Source organism: Leucobacter aridicollis (assembly GCF_024399335.1).
Taxonomy (GTDB): Bacteria; Actinomycetota; Actinomycetes; order Actinomycetales; family Microbacteriaceae; genus Leucobacter; species Leucobacter aridicollis_A.
The window spans coordinates 292,539-309,625 of record NZ_CP075339.1 but is presented as its reverse complement, the minus strand read 5'-3'; the positions used below and the strand labels follow the sequence as shown (position 1 = coordinate 309,625).

Annotated in this window: 16 protein-coding genes; 6 read left to right on the top strand and 10 right to left on the bottom strand. The window is 65.6% G+C overall.

The genetic code is table 11. The annotated features are described in order from the left end of the window. The first annotated feature begins 63 nt into the window (after window positions 1-63). Window positions 64-951 carry a metallophosphoesterase family protein gene (locus tag KI794_RS01370; RefSeq protein ID WP_255808840.1) on the top strand — a complete coding sequence of 296 codons (888 nt, stop codon included), beginning with the start codon at window positions 64-66 and terminating at the stop codon, window positions 949-951. A 27-nt stretch (window positions 952-978) separates the two neighbouring features. Here the strand turns inward: KI794_RS01370 and KI794_RS01365 are convergent, their stop codons facing one another. The 4 genes from KI794_RS01365 to KI794_RS01350 form a co-directional block, all read right to left on the bottom strand. After that, entirely contained in the window at window positions 979-2,130 is a 1,152-nt protein-coding gene (locus KI794_RS01365; protein WP_255808839.1) for a UDP-N-acetylmuramate dehydrogenase, read from the bottom strand. Continuing rightward, window positions 2,127-2,555 carry a MaoC family dehydratase gene (locus KI794_RS01360; RefSeq protein ID WP_119281715.1) on the bottom strand — a complete coding sequence of 143 codons (429 nt, stop codon included), beginning with the start codon at window positions 2,553-2,555 and terminating at the stop codon, window positions 2,127-2,129. Before KI794_RS01360 ends, KI794_RS01365 begins: the two co-directional genes overlap by 4 nt. Continuing rightward, window positions 2,552-2,998, bottom strand: coding sequence for an FAS1-like dehydratase domain-containing protein (locus tag KI794_RS01355; protein ID WP_119281716.1), 447 nt, complete (start codon window positions 2,996-2,998; stop codon window positions 2,552-2,554). Before KI794_RS01355 ends, KI794_RS01360 begins: the two co-directional genes overlap by 4 nt. A gap of 92 nt (window positions 2,999-3,090) precedes the next feature. After that, window positions 3,091-3,693 carry a DUF937 domain-containing protein gene (locus KI794_RS01350; RefSeq protein ID WP_119281717.1) on the bottom strand — a complete coding sequence of 201 codons (603 nt, stop codon included), beginning with the start codon at window positions 3,691-3,693 and terminating at the stop codon, window positions 3,091-3,093. Window positions 3,694-3,896: 203 nt separating this feature from the next. On the opposite strand from KI794_RS01350, the gene KI794_RS01345 reads away from it, so the two are divergent. Then, complete coding sequence (locus tag KI794_RS01345) at window positions 3,897-5,663, top strand: acetyl/propionyl/methylcrotonyl-CoA carboxylase subunit alpha (RefSeq protein ID WP_119281718.1); 1,767 nt, start codon at window positions 3,897-3,899, stop codon at window positions 5,661-5,663. Window positions 5,664-5,681: 18 nt separating this feature from the next. Continuing rightward, the gene (locus KI794_RS01340; RefSeq protein ID WP_255808838.1) at window positions 5,682-6,947 is read left to right on the top strand and encodes a hypothetical protein; all 1,266 of its coding nucleotides are present in this window, start codon (window positions 5,682-5,684) and stop codon (window positions 6,945-6,947) included. On the opposite strand, the gene KI794_RS01335 is transcribed toward KI794_RS01340, so the two are convergent. From KI794_RS01335 to KI794_RS01325, 3 genes are read right to left on the bottom strand one after another with little or no spacing between them, the layout of a single operon-like run. Continuing rightward, complete coding sequence (locus tag KI794_RS01335) at window positions 6,851-7,360, bottom strand: hypothetical protein (RefSeq protein ID WP_255808837.1); 510 nt, start codon at window positions 7,358-7,360, stop codon at window positions 6,851-6,853. The two genes, KI794_RS01340 and KI794_RS01335, sit on opposite strands and share 97 nt — an antisense overlap. After that, the gene (locus KI794_RS01330) at window positions 7,357-7,953 is read right to left on the bottom strand and encodes a DUF4352 domain-containing protein (protein WP_255808836.1); all 597 of its coding nucleotides are present in this window, start codon (window positions 7,951-7,953) and stop codon (window positions 7,357-7,359) included. The genes KI794_RS01335 and KI794_RS01330 overlap by 4 nt, the downstream gene beginning before the upstream one ends. Next, window positions 7,950-8,615 (bottom strand): hypothetical protein, encoded by a 666-nt coding sequence (locus tag KI794_RS01325; protein WP_255808835.1) that lies wholly within the window; start codon window positions 8,613-8,615, stop codon window positions 7,950-7,952. Before KI794_RS01325 ends, KI794_RS01330 begins: the two co-directional genes overlap by 4 nt. A 126-nt stretch (window positions 8,616-8,741) precedes the next feature. Between KI794_RS01325 and KI794_RS01320 the strand changes: the two genes are divergently transcribed. After that, complete coding sequence (locus KI794_RS01320) at window positions 8,742-9,728, top strand: LLM class flavin-dependent oxidoreductase (protein ID WP_119281722.1); 987 nt, start codon at window positions 8,742-8,744, stop codon at window positions 9,726-9,728. Between the two features lie 342 nt (window positions 9,729-10,070). Here KI794_RS01320 and KI794_RS01315 read toward each other — a convergent pair whose 3' ends face one another. Further along, a complete protein-coding gene (locus tag KI794_RS01315) occupies window positions 10,071-10,475 on the bottom strand; it encodes a cupredoxin domain-containing protein (RefSeq protein WP_255808834.1) in 405 nt (134 codons plus the stop codon). Continuing rightward, window positions 10,475-11,905 (bottom strand): NAD(P)H-quinone dehydrogenase, encoded by a 1,431-nt coding sequence (locus tag KI794_RS01310; RefSeq protein WP_119281725.1) that lies wholly within the window; start codon window positions 11,903-11,905, stop codon window positions 10,475-10,477. Before KI794_RS01310 ends, KI794_RS01315 begins: the two co-directional genes overlap by 1 nt. Window positions 11,906-12,068: 163 nt before the next feature. On the opposite strand from KI794_RS01310, the gene KI794_RS01305 reads away from it, so the two are divergent. Then, a complete protein-coding gene (locus KI794_RS01305) occupies window positions 12,069-14,726 on the top strand; it encodes an aminotransferase class I/II-fold pyridoxal phosphate-dependent enzyme (RefSeq protein ID WP_119281889.1) in 2,658 nt (885 codons plus the stop codon). A 65-nt stretch (window positions 14,727-14,791) separates the two neighbouring features. Then, entirely contained in the window at window positions 14,792-15,598 is an 807-nt protein-coding gene (locus tag KI794_RS01300) for a purine-nucleoside phosphorylase (RefSeq protein WP_119281726.1), read from the top strand. 82 nt (window positions 15,599-15,680) lie between these two features. On the opposite strand, the gene KI794_RS01295 is transcribed toward KI794_RS01300, so the two are convergent. Further along, window positions 15,681-16,943: an NAD(P)/FAD-dependent oxidoreductase gene (locus KI794_RS01295; protein WP_255808833.1), complete on the bottom strand. Its 1,263-nt coding sequence runs from the start codon at window positions 16,941-16,943 to the stop codon at window positions 15,681-15,683. Window positions 16,944-17,087: the final 144 nt, after the last annotated feature.

The following is a 17,087-nucleotide window of genomic DNA, read 5'->3' as shown; positions in this document are numbered from 1 at the left end:
GACCTATTCCGTTCAAGTCGATGTAATCACCCGCCGTTCACGCCGGCGGAGTACAGTGCAGCCATGACTACCTTGCGTGTGCTCCATCTCAGCGACACCCACCTGTACGGCGACGATTCGCGCCACTACGGTGTCGTGGACACCGCGGGGAACCTCGCGCGCGTGCTCGACAGGTTCGCTGACGAGCCCTTTCATCTCGTCGTGTGTTCGGGCGACGTCAGCGAGGACGGCACCGTCGAGTCATACGAGCGCGTGGTCAGCATCATCGAGCCGTGGGCGCGCGAGCGTGGTGCGCGCACGCTGTACGCGATGGGTAACCACGACAATCGTGCGACATTCAGGGCGGTTCTCGGCGCTGGCCAGGAAGGTGACGGGATCCGTGTCCTCGCTGCGGAGCCGGGTGCCGACGAAGCAGACTCCCCCGTCGCCTCGGCAGTTACACTCGACGGCTGGCGCACAGTCGTGCTCGACACGTCGGTGCCGGGAGCAGGCTACGGCGAGCTCGCACCGGCGCAGACCGACTTCCTTGCAGACGTGCTCGCCACTCCCGCTGAACACGGCACGCTCGTCGTGATGCATCACCCTCCCATCGCCGCTCAAACCGAGCTTCTCCAGGCACTTTCGCTCGACGACGATTCAGCCGCACGGCTGTGGGACGCGCTCAGGGGCACCGACGTTCGCGCGGTACTCGCTGGGCACTACCACCACCCAATCGTCGAGACGGTGCATGGAATCCCGGTGATCGTGGCTCCGGGTGTCGCGAACCTCGCCGAAGCATTCGGGCCGCGCGACGAGGAGTCCGCGCGGAACTGGGCCGGCGCGACAGTCGTCGAAGCGGGCGAAACGCGGGTCAGGATCCTGCCCGTGAGTGAACCCATCACCGGCGGCGAGGTGTTCGCGTTTACCGCCGATCAGGTGCAGCAGATCATCGCCGCGGCAGGCCGACAATAGCGCGCGGTTCCCGCGCCAGGCGACGAGCTACAGTTCAATCCCGTAGAGGTTCGGTTCGGGCACGAGCACAAGCCCGAACTCCTGCTGCACCCGCTGCACGATGAAGCGAGCGAGTTCGCCGACGTCAGATGCCGACGCGCCCCCGCGGTTCGTGATCGCGAGCGTGTGTTTCGTCGAGACCGACGCCCCCGAGCCCGGCAGCCTGTAGCCGCGGGGCACGCCAGACTGCTCGATGAGCCAGGCTGCCGAGAGCTTCACCCGACGCTCTGGGGGCGTCGCTGGAACCCGGAGGGGCTGACCGGCGGCGAGCTCCTCAAACGTCGTCACCGCGGCGGTCGGGCCCGTCTCTGCGACTGGGAAGCGGGGTGCGTTCTCGGGGAGCCCACGTGCGAACCGCTCGGTCACGATCGGGTTCGTGAAAAAGGAACCGGCGCTCCACGAGTCGTGGTCAGCCTCGTCGAGCACCATCCCCTTCGACGCGCGTAGGCGAAGCACTGTCTCGCGCACGGTCCGCAGGGGAACGCGCGCGCCAAGCTCAACGGCAAGTGCCCCCGCGAGCTGCGAGTAAGCAATGGGTTCTGACATCGGTTCGGGGCCGGCCTCGCCGACACCAACACCCGCGTCGCTCAACACGATGTCGATCGACAGCACCACGCCCTCGAGCCCCTGCTTGATGACCGAGTCACGGTAGCTGAGCTCAAGCTCAGCCGCCTGCATCCGGCGGGGCTCGTACGTGCTCGCGTCAAGGAACTCGATCGAGTGCAGCACGTCCGAGAGCTCCTGGCCGTACGCGCCGATGTTCTGCACGGGCGCCGCACCCGCCATGCCTGGAATACCAGAGAGCGCTTCGATGCCCGCCCAGCCGCGCTCCACACACTCCGCAACGAGCGCGTCCCAGTCATGGCCCGCCTCCACTCGAAGCCTCACGGCGCCAGGCCCGAGCTCGGGGTCGTCAATGACTGAGAGGCCGCTCGTACGGACGAGAAGCACGGGTCCGGGGTAGCCCTCGTCAGCAACGATCGTGTTCGAACCACCGCCAAGCAGCAGCCAGTCGTCACCGCGCTCCCACAGCCGGATCGCCTCTTCGGTGAGCTCCTGGCGAGTGTGCGCCGTGAGGATCTCCTCGGCGGGGCCACCAACCCGCATCGTCGTGAGCGCGGCGAGGGGCTGAGACGTCACGCGAACGCCACCACCATCTGGGACTTACCCAGAACCGTCGCACCATCGAACGTCACCTTGAGGTCGAGTCGAGCCGTGCGAGCGTCCTCGTCGAGTGCGCCGACTGTCGCCGTGACAGTGAGCACGGCGCCGAGCGCGGCATCGACAGGAACGGGCCGTGTGAAGCGGGACTGGAAGTCAACGACGTAGCCGGCAGCACCGAGCCAGTCAGTTGCGAGCGAACCCGCAACACCCATCGTCAGCATTCCGTGTGCAAGCACCCCCGGAAGGCCGACGGACTGTGCGAAGTCGTCGCGGTAATGAATCGGGTTGAAGTCCCCCGAAGCGCCCGCGTACCTGACAAGGCTGTCGCGGGTGAGAGTGTGGTTGCGCTCGGCGACGACGTCACCCTTGGCGAGGCCCTCGAATGTCACTGCTGCGCTCATGCGTCTTCTCCTCGAACGACAAGGGTAGAGATGGCGGTCACAACGTGCGCTCCATCGGCGTCAACGATGTCGCTCGAGGCCGTCACCATCGAGTGCCCACCGAGCTGCTTCACGGCGGCGATCGTGAGTGTCGCAGTCAGCTCGTCGCCAGCGACGATCGGGCGCGTGTAGCTGAAGCGCTGGTCGCCGTGCACGACGCGGGAGAAGTCGACGCCTGCCTCCTCGTCAGCGAGCAGCTGAGCGAGTGTCGCCTCCTGCACAGTCACGGCGAAGGTCGGCGGAGCCACCACGTCGGCGAAGCCGGCTGCGCGCGCGGCCTCGGGGTCGAGGTGGAGCGGCGAGCTACTGAACACTGCGCGAGCGAACTCGCGCACCTTCTCACGCCCGACAAGGTACGGCTGGGTGGGCGGGTAGACCCGGCCCTGAACGTCTGGATTAACCACGGGATCAGTCTAGCCGGGCGACGCAAAAGCCCGCGTCCGTCATACGACGAGCGCGGGCCGAGTGCCACTCTGTGTGGCGATGTTTGCTGTGGCTACTTGCCGAGCAGGCCGCCGAGGAGGCCGCCCAGTCCGCCGCCGCTCTGCGACTTTCCGCCACCGAGGAGGCCACCGAGCAGATCGCCAATGCCGCCACCCGTGCTCTGGGCCTGGTTTCCACCGGTCAGCCCACCAAGGAGACCACCAAGGACGTCACCGATGCCGCCGCCGTTGTCTTCTGCAGCCTCCGGGGCAGCCTTCGACTTCCCTGCAAGGAACTGCATCACGATCGGAGCAAGGAGCGGGAGAAGCATCGGGATGTACTTCGCGATGCTCGCGTTGCCAGCCTGCGCGCCGAGCGCGTTCGCCACTGCCTCTTCCTTGTCGCCAAGCACATGCTTCACGATCTTCTGACCGTCAGCCTCGTCGATGGCCTCGAGCGAGATCTTGCCGTCGGTCGGGGTGTGCTTGCTGAGAGCGCCCTCGAGCTTCTGCTTGCCTTCGTCGCTCGCTGCGTTCACCGCGAGACCACCGAGGAGGCCAGGAAGGGCCTGCTTCACCGCTGCAAGCGCAGTGTCTTCGTCAACTCCAAGCTTCGCGGCGAGCTCGCCGACCGGAACCTGCGAAAGCAGGGCATCAAGTGCGTTGTCATTTGCCATTTTGGTGTCCCCAATCGAGTGTCGCCGGGTGCGACTCACACAGGTTTACATTACCGCCAGAACCGCGCGGAGGAATAGCGAAATTATGGCCATGTTGACGCAGGTTACGACGCCAACGCGATGTAGCCTTCGGCAACGATCTCGCAAAAGGTTTGTGACGAATATCCAACTTGCGGCACCGTTCCTCGAATAGGCTGTAATTTATGTCTCGCATTCGTAAAGTGCTCATCGCCAACCGAGGCGAGATCGCCGTTCGTATTATTCGCGCCGCTGCTGACAGCGGCATCGCTTCCGTCGCCGTTTACGCCGATCAGGATCGCGACGCGCTGCACTCGCAGCTTGCCGACGAATCGTACGCTCTCGGCGGTTCCACGAGCGCTGACAGTTACCTCGCAATCGACAAGATCCTGAGCGTCGCTCGCCGTTCGGGCGCGGACGCCGTGCACCCGGGCTACGGGTTCCTCGCCGAGAACGCCGACTTTGCGCGCGCGGTCATCGGCGCGGGTCTCATCTGGATCGGCCCGAGCCCCGAGGCCATCGAGCGCCTCGGCGACAAGGTCTCCGCACGACACGTCGCTGAGAAGGTGAACGCCCCGCTCGCGCCAGGCACCAGCGACCCCGTTCAGGGCGCCGACGAGGTGCTCGCCTTCGCGGACGAGGTCGGTTTGCCCGTCGCCATCAAGGCTGCCTTCGGCGGCGGCGGCCGCGGCCTCAAGGTCGCCTACAAGCGCGAGGAGGTCGCAGACCTCTTCGAGTCAGCCACACGTGAGGCTGTCGCGGCTTTCGGCCGCGGCGAGTGCTTCGTCGAGAAGTACCTCGAGAAGCCCCGGCACGTTGAGACCCAGTGCCTCGCGGACAGCCACGGAAACGTCGTCGTCATCTCAACGCGCGACTGCTCGCTGCAACGTCGTCACCAGAAGCTTGTTGAGGAGGCGCCAGCGCCGTTCCTCTCCGACGCGCAAAACGAGGAGCTCTACGCAGCCTCCAAGGCGATCCTTCGCGAGGTCGGCTATGTCGGCGCGGGCACCTGTGAGTTCCTCGTCGCGAAAGACGGGACGATCTCGTTCCTCGAGGTGAACACCCGCTTGCAGGTTGAGCACCCGGTCTCCGAGGAGGTCACCGGCATCGACCTCGTCCGCGAGCAGTTCCGCATCGCCGAGGGCGGCGTCCTCGACTACGAAGATCCGGTCGCGCACGGCCACTCCTTCGAGTTCCGTCTGAACGGCGAGGATCCAGGCAACGGCTTCCTCCCCGCTCCCGGCCCGGTCTCGCTCTTCAAGCCTGCGCTCGGCCCGGGCGTTCGCGTCGATACCGGCGTGCAGTCAGGCGACGTCATCTCCGGCGCGTTCGACTCGATGCTCGGCAAGCTCATTGTGACAGGCGCGACCCGCGAGGAAGCACTTGAGCGGTCACGCCGCGCGCTCGACGAGCTCGAGGTCCAGGGCCTGCCCACGGTTCTGCCGTTCCACCGCAAGATCGTCCGCGACCCCGCGTTCACCGCAGAGGACGGCACATTCGGCGTCTACACGCTGTGGATCGAGTCGGAGTTCGTGAACGACATCGAGCCGTGGGAGGGCGAGAGCGCTGCCCCGTCGACCGCGTCAACCCGCCAATCAGTTGTGGTCGAGGTTGCGGGCCGTCGCGTCGAGGTCACGATGCCGACAACCCTGCTGCCCATCGCTGATCAAGATGTCACGCGCGGCCCAGCGCCGAAGCGCGCGAAGGGTTCGGGCGTCGCCACGGCGACGGGCGACTCGGTTGCTGCTCCGATGCAAGCAACTGTCGTGAAGCTCGCAGTTGAAGACGGCCAGGAAGTCGCCGAGGGCGAACTTATCGTCGTGCTCGAGGCGATGAAGATGGAGCAGTCGATCTACGCTCACCGCTCGGGCATTGTCTGCAATATCGATGCGCCGCTCGGCCAGACAGTCCCGAGCGGCCACCCGCTGCTCTCGATCGTCGACGCGGTCTAGTACAGGAAGGCGCGGCGGATGATCGCTGCAGGGAAGCGGACCGTGCGGCTCCTCGGAGCCTACGGTCCGCTTCTCGTTGCCTGCTATCTGGCGGGCATGCTGCTCCATCACGTACTCATCCAGTTCGCGGGTTTCGTCGGCGCCTGGGTCGCCGAGCTCGGGGTCGTGCTGCTGCCCCTTGCTGTGCTCGCGCGGCTTGTGGCACTTGTCGCGATGCTCGTGATCCTGCGCGACGGGCTCAGCAACGTTGGCGCCCTCCCAGAACCGGGCAAGCGTCCCATACGCAGGTTCACCGACGCGCTGCTCGCAGGGATTCTCCCGTTCGTCGCGTTCTACGCGGCCCGCGGGTACCTTGCTGACGACGTCACGAGCTACTTTCACCGGCGCCTTGAAGTGCGCGCCGATATCGTGTTCACTTCGACGGTCGACGGTGGCGACGCCACCGAACCACCGTCGCCCGAGGTTCTTGGGGTTTCCTTCACGACCATCGCCATCATTGTTGTCGCGTACTGCCTGCGGTGGCTGTGGGGCAGATACCAGGATCGGCTCCCCGGAGGCTTCGCCCTCGCGGCTGTGTATCTCGAGACGCTGTGGATCTACCTGTCCGTAACGGTAGTCTCCCGCCAGCTCGAGTCACTCGCGGCATGGGTCGACTCACGCCAGGCCATGGTCTGGCTCTCGGACTTGCGGGCGAGCCTCACAGGCTGGCTCGCGCCACTCGGCGCCACGTGGGACACCGTCGTACTCGTCATTGGCGAAGCAGCGAAGGTGACGATCGCGCCCCTCGCCTGGCTCGCAATCGTCGGTGTCATCTACGGGCGCTCGGTACAGCTCGCGACGCCCCAGATCACCGTGCCGACGCGCGCGGCGCACCTCGAACGCCGTTTCAAACTGCTGCCCGCCCAGGTGCAGTCGCGCCTCGGAGACCTCTGGCGTGACTTCGCGTCGCGCTTCACCCCAATCTGGAAAGCCGTGCTCCACATGCGCACCGCAGGCCCCGCGTTTATCGGGGCGTACGTGCTCGCGTTCACTGCGGTACTGTTCCTCGAGGGCGCCCTCCGGGTCGGCATCTTCAGAGCTTTGGGCCCGCACGACATCAACAGTTTCTGGCTGCTCGCTGACTCGATGATCTTGCTCGCGATCCCGCTCATCATCGAGCCCATCCGCATGGCGCTCGTCGCGAGCAGCTACGACGAACTGATCGGGATTTCAGCGAAGGCAGGCAGCTCCGACGACGACAGCACCGCGAGTGAGAGCTCGCGGGCATCGTCGGGCACGACGTAGTCGAGCACCAGTTCGTAGGGCGATTCGTCGGGGGTACACGCTGTCAAACGGTCGAGTGGTTCGGCCCCGATCGTGTCGGAGAGTTCTGCCCAGCGCCGTTCGCCACCGCGATCCCACAGCTCGGGCGCATGGCAGGTCGCACGGTCGCCGGCGACCGGTCGGACAGGGAGCACGATCCTCACCAATCGGGTGCCCTCCGGGAGGCCGTGCGCCCTCGCGTCAAGCTCGGTCGGCTGCGCGGGGCCGATGATGGCGCCCGCATAGTTCACAGCGCCGCCCGCGATCGGAACTGGCCTGGTGGGTTGATGCGCGAGGTACCCACTCCACGCGTTTGAGCTCATCACCCACGCGGTGACGGGCAGGAGTACGAGGAGCGCGAGCAAGGCGAGCCGGTTTCTTCTCAACCAGTTCATTCCGTTCCCCATCCCGCCTCGCGGATCTCCCGCTCAGCGACGCGCGGAAGCTCATCAAGGTCGACGCTGAAGCTCACGAGCGAGTCAAGCCGAGTGTCACCATGTTGGGCAAACTCGAGTGCACCGCCTCCCGCAGCGTCAACTGGAAGCTCGAAGGCGATAGTTCCGGCGCGCGGCACTCCAGTCACAAGTGGCTCAGTGACGAGCGACATAAACCGCTCGCTCGCACGATATTCGCGGCTCGCTGCATCCGTACCTGCGCCAGCGTCGAGCATAAACGCGGCCCGGCCGAGATAGGCGGTCACGTCGCTCCCCGTCCCCTCAGCAGACACGTCGACCACGAGCCAGTTCCCGGGCTGCTTCCAGTCGCCGGCCCGGAGCACGTCAACAAGCTCGACGTTGGAGACTGTCATTTCAAACGTGCGCGCTGATGCGCGCTCGCCCACCGCGGCGGTCACGACGAACGGCCGCTCACTATCCGCGTCAGTGGGAACGATGCGAAGGAGTAGCGACGCAAGCACGAGCAGCAAGATGCCGACCGCCCAGGTCGCAGCGGTTCGCAGGCGTGGCCTGGTGATCGTCGCGCCAGTCACTCGGCGCCCCCGCGGTCGCCGCCAGCTGCGACGACGAGGTCGACTGAGGCGGTTGCCTGAGGGCTAACCCAGCGCTCGTCGCTTGTCAGACCCTGACCGATTTCAAGGGTTGCCTCGCGGACCACGACGCTCACTGGGTCGCCCACCTGAATGCTCGTCTCCGGCACCACCCATGAGACGACGAGGTCCGCAGGAACTCCCGGCTGAAGCCATGGCCCAAATGTTGCATCGTCGAGCCGCGCGATCGCCGAAGGCTCGGCGTCATCGACGTCTGCAGTCACACCGTCGAGCCGAAGCGCCTGCTCGACAGCACCGTGCGAGCTGAGGAGCGGCTTGCTCCACCGGTTCTCAACGGTCACGAGCAGCGCGAGCACCCGTTCGCCTTCCTCGGCGTAGGCTCCGGCCTCTGGAAACGAATCGAACAGTACCGCACGCTCAACGGCGACAGAGAGCTGCGCGCCGTCTTGGGCTTCGCCCACTTCGAGCGGCGCCACGGCGGCTTCAGCTACGGGCGCGAGACCGCCAAACGCGGCCGTGACGGCAAGAAAGAGGCCGGTGAGAATACTTGCAAACCAGCCGGTTGGGATGCGCTTCACCCAGGCAACGAGCCGCGACAGCGGGCCGGCAGCGGCTGCCTGTGTTGCGTGGGCTGGGTCGGACACGGGATTCAGTCTAGATGCTGTGCCGAGTCCGGACGCCGTCTGTGTGTGCGGCATGCATCTGGAGTTCCCCGACGCGCAAACCACCCGGCGAGGAATAGCGCACACGCCTTCCCCGTTGCAGAAAGTATGGCAGCCCCGAAGCTCTCGTTCCTTGATCTCGCAACCGTTGAGCGGGAGGGCACAGTCGCCTCCGCACTCGCGCACTCGGTACGCCTCGCGCAGACCGCAGAAGCAGGCGGCTACGAGCGAATCTGGTACGCCGAGCACCACAACATGCCGACAATCGCGTCGAGCTCGCCAGCGGTACTCATCGCGCACATCGCGTCGCAGACCGAGCGCATTGGCCTCGGCTCGGGCGGCGTCATGCTCCCAAACCACTCCCCGCTCGTCGTCGCCGAGCAGTTCGGCACACTTGCCGAACTGCATCCGGGCAGAATCCACCTCGGCCTGGGGCGCGCTCCCGGAACCGACGGCGCGACCTTCCAGGCACTCCGTCGAACAGTGCAGGCCGCAGACGCGTTCCCCCACGACGTGCTCGAGCTCCAGGCGTACCTCGGAAGCGATCTGCCCATCACGGGTGTCAACGCGTACCCGGGGCGCGGCACGAACGTTCCGATCACCATTCTCGGTTCGAGCCTCTTCGGCGCGAACCTCGCCGCGCAGCTGGGGTTGCCCTACTCGTTCGCATCCCACTTCGCACCACAAGCGTTGAACGCGGCAGTGCAGCACTACCGGACGAACTATCAGCCGAGCGCGCAGCACCCCGAGCCGTACGTGAGCGCCGGGGTGAACGTGATCGCTGCCGAAAACGACGAGGCCGCGCGGCAGCTGTTCGCGCGAGCCGAGCTTGAGCGCATCCGAGCCTTCCTCTCACGCGGCCGCGACGTGCCTCTCACCATCGAGCAGGCCGAGGCCATCAGAGACACCCCGGCAGCAACCGAGATTCGTTCGATGATGCGCTACACGGCAGTGGGTGGACCAGAACGGGTGCGCGAGCAACTCGCCGACTTCGCGAAGCTCGCCGACGCCGACGAACTCGTCACCGTCCACCCGGCCCCCACCCGCGAGGAACAGCTCGAATCCCTCAGGCTCGGAGCCCCGGACCTGGGCTAGACAGGCCACCAGCCACCAGCCACCAGCCACCAGCCACCAGCCACCAGCCACCAGCACAAGATATGTGATCTGCAGCAGTAATGCCCGTTCCGGCCGGAACTGGCATTACTACTGGGGATCACAGGGGTACGGCTGACAACAGGCGTACGGCCGACACTGGGCCGCGGCGCTCTGCCGCCGGCGCTGGGAATGTAATCGGCAACACTAATGCCCGTTCCGGCCGGAACGGGCATTGCTACTGCAGATCCCATACGTACGGCGGACGACGTGTGTCACAGCCGCCCAACCCGCCACCACGGCATCAGCCACATGCCGTCGTACAGACGCGGCAGCCGAGAGCCACTACTTAACGGTGATCAGTCCAGTCATCTCGGGATGGATCGAGCACAGGTAGTCAAAGCCACCAATGTCGTTGAACACGTGGGTGTAGCTGCCCTCACGCATGAGCTCGCTCACAAAGCTGCCGTCCTTCGCAACGACATCGTGCTCGTTCGACGGCCCCTCGAACACCCAGCGCACAGCCTCACCCTGCGAGATTGTGAACTCCTTGGGCTCAAACTTGTTGTCGACAACGCGAACCGTCACTGTCACCTTCGCGTCGTCATCAGACGGCACGAGTGGCGGCTTGGCGGGGGCACATGCGGCGAGCATCACAGCGAGTACGAGTATTCCGAGCATGATGGCAACGCGCGCCACGAAATGTGCACTCGCGCGCCGCGAGGCGACAGTCTGTGTTGTGCTAACCATTAGTGCACGTGCATCGCGCGGGCGGCGTCAGTGATCGCGCCGGTGAGCGATGGGTAGACGGTGAATGCAGACGCGACCTGGTCGACGGTCAGGCGGTGCTCGACGGCGAGCGCGAGCGGGAAGATGAGCTCGCTCGCGCGATGAGCGACGATCACGCCGCCGATCACGGTTCCCGAAGCCTTCCAAGCGAACAGCTTCACGAACCCGTCTGTGAACCCGATCATCTTCGCGCGCGGGTTCGCGTTCAACGGGATCGTATGCGTGATCGCCGTGGCCATGTTGGTCGCGTCAGCAAGCGAGCGAACATTCCAGCCAACAGTCGCGATCTCTGGGTACGTGAAGACGTTCGAGGCGACGTTTCGCAGGTCGATCGGGCGCACGAAGTCGCCGAGAGCATGCATGATCGCTGTGCGGCCCTGCATTGAGGCGACAGAGGCGAGCGGGAAGAAGTCGGTGCAGTCGCCCGCGGCGTAGACCGATGGGATCGAGGTGCGCGCGACCTTGTTGACCTTGATATGGCCGCTCTCGCTCAGCTCGACGCCGGCCTCCTCAAGCCCGAGGCCCTCGGTGTTGGGGATCGAGCCGACCGCCATCAGGCAGTGTGATCCTTCAAGGACGCTGCCATCTGAGAGCGTCACCCTGACGCCGTCTTCGGTCCGCTCGACAGCGTCGGCGCGCGACTTCGACATAACGTTCATGCCGATGCGCTTGAACTCGTGTTCGATGACCGCAGCAGCGTCGGGGTCCTCTCCGGGGAGCACCTGCTCACGGCTCGATACGAGCGTCACCTCGGCTCCGAGCGTCGCGTACGCGTTTGCGAACTCGGCGCCTGTGACACCCGACCCGACGACGATGAGGTGCTCTGGGACGTCCTGCAGGTTGTAGACCTGCTGCCAGGTAAGGATGCGTTCGCCATCTGGCTTCGCAGAGTCGAGTTCGCGGGGGCTCGCGCCGACAGAGACTACGATTGTGTCGGCCTCGATGCGGTCGAAGTCGGTGCCGCCCTCCTGTGAGGTTGAGACAAGCACCGCGTTCGGGCCGTCGAGCCTGCCGGAGCCCTGAACGAGGCGCACGCCGCTCTCCTCAAGGCTCAGGCGCATATCTGTCGACTGTGCGCCCGCCATCGCGAGGAGTCGCTTGTTGACGGCGGCAAGGTTCACCGCGATTTCGGGTCGAACCGGCTTGCCATCTCCACCGGGGAGGAAGGTCTGCACGCCGAGCTTGCCGGCGTCGCGCACCGACTGCACGGCTCCTGCGGTCGCGATGAGACTCTTTGACGGCACAACATCAGTGAGCACGGCCGAACCGCCGACCCCTGCGCGTTCCACGAGTGTGACTTCAGCACCGAGCTGCGCGCCAGCGAGCGCGGCTTCGTATCCGCCGGGGCCGCCGCCCAGAACAACGATCCTGTGCTTACGTTCTTTCGCCATGCCTCAAGTCTAGGCGTGCTGAGGCATGCTCGGCACCGTATGATCGGGGACTTAGGGCCCTGCGCACCTCTTTCGCCCGCGCAGGCCTGATACGCGACAGCGACGTTGGAGGCAATTGGTGTCAGAGTCCAAGGCAGAACCGGTACTTGAACGCGATCCGGGCATGCCCTCGAGCACGTGGCGGATGCGCAGCGACGCATGGGAGTACCTGCGGTTCGCCGTGAAACGTCTCGCCCTTGGGGATCGCTCGGAGGCGACCGAGGCACTGGCTGCAGATAGCGAGATTCACCGTTCGCTGCGCGCCCTCGAAACCGTCGAGATGTACTGGGCTGGGTTCGGCCAGCGCTATGTCACCGCAATCGGCGACATGCTCGCCGCGGGCGAGTATCAGGCCGCGCTCGACCGCATCGGCAAGGTCGTGAACAGGCTTCGCGCTGTTGGCACTTCCGAGGAAGCGGCAGGCGACTCTGACCCCGAGGCCGATGAGGAGTTCTCCATCGACGGCGACCCTCGGCCACGCTTCGAGGTCCTTGTCGTCGATGAGACGACTCCGGCCGACCGCGACAGCATGCGAGCCGAAAGCCTCAGGATGCGAAGCGCGGCCGACGCTTTCGTTTACGAATACGTCATCGTCCCCTCAGCGGACGATGCCGTCGCCGCCGTGCTCACAAACCCGAACATCCTCGCGTGTGTCGTCCGGCCGGGCTTCAGCGAGCGCACGAAGCAGACACTCAGTCGAGACCTGCGCGAGACGATCGAGCTCGCACACACCGAAACGACGTCGCCTCAGACGAGCGCCCGCAACCAGCTCGCCTCGGTGCAGCGCGTGCTCGGCCTCGCCGACACCCTCGCGGCACTCAGGCCAGAGCTCGACCTCTATCTCATGGCTGGCGCACACATCGAGGAGCTCGCGGGTGCGATGACGAAGCGCTTCCGCCGCGTGTTCCGCCGTGAGGATCACCTTGAGCTGCACCTCTCGCTTCTGCGTCGCGTCTCGCACCTCTACGACACCCCGTTCTTCTCCGCGATCCAGGATCACGCGCGCCGCCCTGTCGGCGTCTTCCACGCGCTCCCTGTCGCCCGCGGCGGGTCGGTGATGTCGTCAAAGTGGATCCGGGACCTCGCCGACTTCTACGGCCTGAACCTGCTGCTCGCAGAGACGAGCGCGACGTCAGGTGGCCTCGATTCGCTGCTCGCCCCCGTACGCACGCTGAAGAAGGCGCAGGAGCTCGCCGCACGCGCATACGGGGCGAAGCACACATTCTTTGTCACAAACGGCACCTCCACTGCCAACAAGGTTGTGCACCAGGCCCTCGTCGCCCCGAACGACGTCGTGCTCGTCGACCGCAACTGCCACAAGTCGCACCACCACTCAATGATGCTGACTGGCGGCCGCCCGGCGTACCTCGACGCGTACCCGCTCAACGACTTTGCGTTTTACGGTGCGGTGCCGATCGACCGCATCAAGCAACTGCTGCTCGACTACCGCGCCGCTGGACGCCTCGACGAGGTGCGCATGGTGACGCTCACGAACACGACGTTCGACGGTATCGTTTACGATCCCTTCCGCGTCATGAGCGAGTGCCTTGCGATCAAACCTGACCTTGTCTTCCTGTGGGATGAGGCATGGTTCGCGTTCGGCGCGTTCCACCCCGTCACCCGTCGCCGCACGGCGATGGCGTCGGCCAAGCTGCTCGAGCAGCAGCTCAAGTCGGCCGCGCACGAGCGCGCGTATCGCGAGCAGCAGTCGATCCTGTTCGCTGAGGACGGGACGCCAGCAGCCGACGAGGTCTGGCTCAGCGAGCGACTGATCCCGTCGCCTGATGCGCGCGTGCGCGTCTACGCGACCCAGTCGACGCACAAGACGCTCACGGCGCTGCGTCAGGGGTCGATGATTCACGTGTGGGATCAGGATTGGGTGCGCGACGCGCAGGATCCATTCCACGAGGCATACATGACGCACACGTCGACATCGCCGAACTACCAGATCCTGTCTTCGCTGGACATCGGCCGCCGCCAGGTCGAGCTCGAGGGTTTCGAGCTCGTGCAGCGGCAGCTTGACCTTGCGACGAGCCTGTCCCAGGCGATCGCCAGGCACACGCTGCTGCGGCGCACGTTCCGCGTGCTCACCGCCCACGATCTCATTCCCGAGCAGTACCGGGAGACTGGCAGGGCGATGCCGCTGCGCGATGGCCTGTCGAGCATGTGGGAGGCCTGGGCGACAGACGAGTTCGTTGTCGACCCGTCTCGCATCACGATTGAAATCTCGCGGACAGGCGTCGACGGCGACACGTTCAAGCACGAACATCTCATGGATCGCTACGGCATCCAGGTCAACAAGACGAGCCGCAACACTGTGCTCTTCATGACGAACATCGGCACCTCGCGAAGCTCGGTCGCCTACCTCATCGAGGTGCTCGTGAAACTCGCTGAGCGGTTCGAGGAGGAGCAGGCGCAACGTGACCCCGAGCAGTCGCTCCCCGCCGAGGTCCCGATGCCGCCGCTGCCCGACTTCAGCTCGTTCGCCCCGCCGTACGCGACCGATGAGATTCTTCCCGATGGAGATCTGCGGGCCGCGTTCTTCCGCGGTCAGCGCCGCGGGAACATCGAGTATGTGCTCGGCGATGATCTCCGTGCGCGCGTTGATGCTGGCGAGAAGCCGATCTCGGCTGGCTTCGTAACTCCCTACCCTCCTGGCTTCCCCGTGCTCGTGCCGGGTCAGGTTGTTTCGCCCGAGGTGCTCGCGTTCATGAAGGTGCTCGATACCCGCGAGATTCACGGCTACGACCCGCTCCGTGGCTACCGCATCATTAAGAATTAGTAACTCGCGCAGAGACTACGCCGGGTGCGTTCCAAGGGAGCCGCACCCGGCGTAGTCTTGTCTCTATGAGTACTTCAACAGACCCGAAAGCCCTCGCTGCGGAGGCCGCCGCCGTCATCGCCGACCTCACTGGTGTTGCGCAGCACGACATCGCCCTCACGCTCGGCAGCGGCTGGGGCAAGGCTGCCGACGTTATCGGCGAGACAGTCGCCGTCATTGAGGCAGACAAGGTTCCCGGCTTCCGCGCGTCGGCTGTTCCGGGGCACTCGGGAACGCTGCGCTCGATCCGCCTCGCGAACGGCAAGCACGCCCTCGTCATCGGCGCACGCACCCACTTCTACGAGGATCACGGGGTGCGGTCGGTCGTGCACGGCGTGCGTACCGCAGCAGCAACGGGCGCGAAGATCATGGTGCTCACGAACGGCGCCGGCGGAGTGAACCCGGCGTACTCCCCCGGCCAGCCCGTGCTCATCTCGGACCACATCAACCTCACCGCAGCGTCGCCGCTCGAGGGTGCGACCTTCGTTGACCTCACCGACCTCTACTCGTCGCGGCTGCGCGACCTCGCCCGCGAGGTCGACGCTACCCTCGACGACGGCGTGTACGTGCAGTTCCGTGGACCGCACTACGAGACCCCCGCAGAAGTCCGCTATGCGGGCATCATCGGCGGCGATATCGTCGGTATGTCGACCGCCCTTGAGGCGATTGCCGCACGCGAGGCCGGCATGGAGATCCTCGGGTTCTCACTCATCACGAACCTCGCGGCAGGTATCCAGGAGACCCCGCTCAGCCACGAAGAGGTTATCGCCGCTGGCAAGGAGGCCGAGCCACGCCTCGCTGCCCTCCTCACCGAGGTCGTCGCACGCTTCTAATAGCGACCACCCGCAGCGAAGGGGGCTAGTAGCCGGTGACAGACCCGGCTACTAGCCCCCTTCGCGCACCTCCCGGTTTCGCTCAGCGCGTTCTCGCGTAGGCAGGGCGTGGCCCGCCAGATCGAACCGTGGGAAGCTCAGTGAGTTCAGACGTCCGATCGAGCACGAGGTCAGTGATTGTTCGGGCAGACAGGTTCGCCGTAGCGACGCCGGCACGCGCGGCCCCTGCCCACGCGACACCTGTCCGTCGGTCAAACCCAATCTTGGCCGCCCCAGCGTGCACGACTCGGGCATTGCCCGCCCACGTGTGCGCGATCTCGGCGTCTCGCGTGCTTGGGAATACCCGATGGAGCATGGCCCGCAGCGCAGAGAATGCGCCACCCCCGAGTTTGCCTGAGGTGTGCGCTGCCGCGCTTGTCTGGCAGGGTGTGCGCTGCCCGCCGACGACGATCCTGCCGTCAGCTGTTCGCTGCGCATAGGTGCGTGGGGATGCAAAACTCGCGAGCAGCTCGTTTCCGCCCCAGCCAATGTCGTCCCACATGTCGAGCGTAAGGGGCTCGGTCGCGATGAGCGACGCAGCCACGGGCCGCTGCAGCCTTCGCCAACCGCGGTCGCCCGAGAGGTGATCGCTGCCGCCGACGACGACCTCCGCCTCGACGACCCCGTGGCTCGTCTGCAGCACGAAAGGAAGCGCCTCCTCCACCCTGGTTCGCTCGTAGATCGCGACTCCCATGCGTTCGACAACGCGCGCGAGTTCGTGGGCGAACTTGGCCGGCTGGAACCGGGCGGCGTGCGGGTGCAAAATTGCCGAGCGAACGCCGGCGAGGTTCATTCGTTCTTTGACCTCTGCTGCGTCAAGCAACCTGACGTTCGTGTGCGGGTACTTCTGCGCGAGCGCAGTGGCTGCCCGGAGCCGTCGATCCTGAAGGGCGGTGTACGCGGCGATAAGCTCTCCGCCGCTGACGATATCGGCGTCGATCCGCTCCGTCGCCGCGACATCGAGCACGTTTGCGACCGCGTCGTTCATGATGCGCTGATAGTGGTTCAGCGCATCGCGGCCGTGGCGTCTCGCATACGGTTCCCTACCGCCGGGCACTTCTCCGGTCATACGGCCGACGGCGCTTCCCGAGGTGCCGTGGCCCACGTGGCGTTCCTCGAGCACGACGATCCGCAGCCTCGGTTGCGCCTTCTTGAGATAGTACGCAGTCCACAGGCCGAAGTGTCCGGCCCCGACGATCGCAACGTCGGCGGTGAGGCTTCCGGGCATCTCAGGCCGAGGCACTGTGTGCCCGGCCTGCTCAGACCAGTGCGACTCGCGTCCGCCCATCGTCCCCAATTTCCCCACCGTAAATAAATCCTCATCAACGATAGCCCCGAAGTGCGAAGTTGCCCAGTCCTGTTCTCTGTGGCCGAAAGCTTTCACTCACCGTTCCCCCAGCTTGCCGCGACGGATACTGCCCGTTGCGGCACCCGAGTGGTAGCTTGAACT

Coding starts and splice junctions, on each gene's coding strand:
- KI794_RS01370 (WP_255808840.1), top strand. CDS start 64: ATGACTACCTTGCGTGTGCTCCATCTCAGCGACACCCACCTGTACGGC.
- KI794_RS01360 (WP_119281715.1), bottom strand. CDS start 2,555: ATGAGCGCAGCAGTGACATTCGAGGGCCTCGCCAAGGGTGACGTCGTC.
- KI794_RS01350 (WP_119281717.1), bottom strand. CDS start 3,693: ATGGCAAATGACAACGCACTTGATGCCCTGCTTTCGCAGGTTCCGGTC.
- KI794_RS01345 (WP_119281718.1), top strand. CDS start 3,897: ATGTCTCGCATTCGTAAAGTGCTCATCGCCAACCGAGGCGAGATCGCC.
- KI794_RS01340 (WP_255808838.1), top strand. CDS start 5,682: ATGATCGCTGCAGGGAAGCGGACCGTGCGGCTCCTCGGAGCCTACGGT.
- KI794_RS01335 (WP_255808837.1), bottom strand. CDS start 7,360: ATGAACTGGTTGAGAAGAAACCGGCTCGCCTTGCTCGCGCTCCTCGTA.
- KI794_RS01320 (WP_119281722.1), top strand. CDS start 8,742: ATGGCAGCCCCGAAGCTCTCGTTCCTTGATCTCGCAACCGTTGAGCGG.
- KI794_RS01315 (WP_255808834.1), bottom strand. CDS start 10,475: ATGGTTAGCACAACACAGACTGTCGCCTCGCGGCGCGCGAGTGCACAT.
- KI794_RS01310 (WP_119281725.1), bottom strand. CDS start 11,905: ATGGCGAAAGAACGTAAGCACAGGATCGTTGTTCTGGGCGGCGGCCCC.
- KI794_RS01305 (WP_119281889.1), top strand. CDS start 12,069: ATGCCCTCGAGCACGTGGCGGATGCGCAGCGACGCATGGGAGTACCTG.
- KI794_RS01300 (WP_119281726.1), top strand. CDS start 14,792: ATGAGTACTTCAACAGACCCGAAAGCCCTCGCTGCGGAGGCCGCCGCC.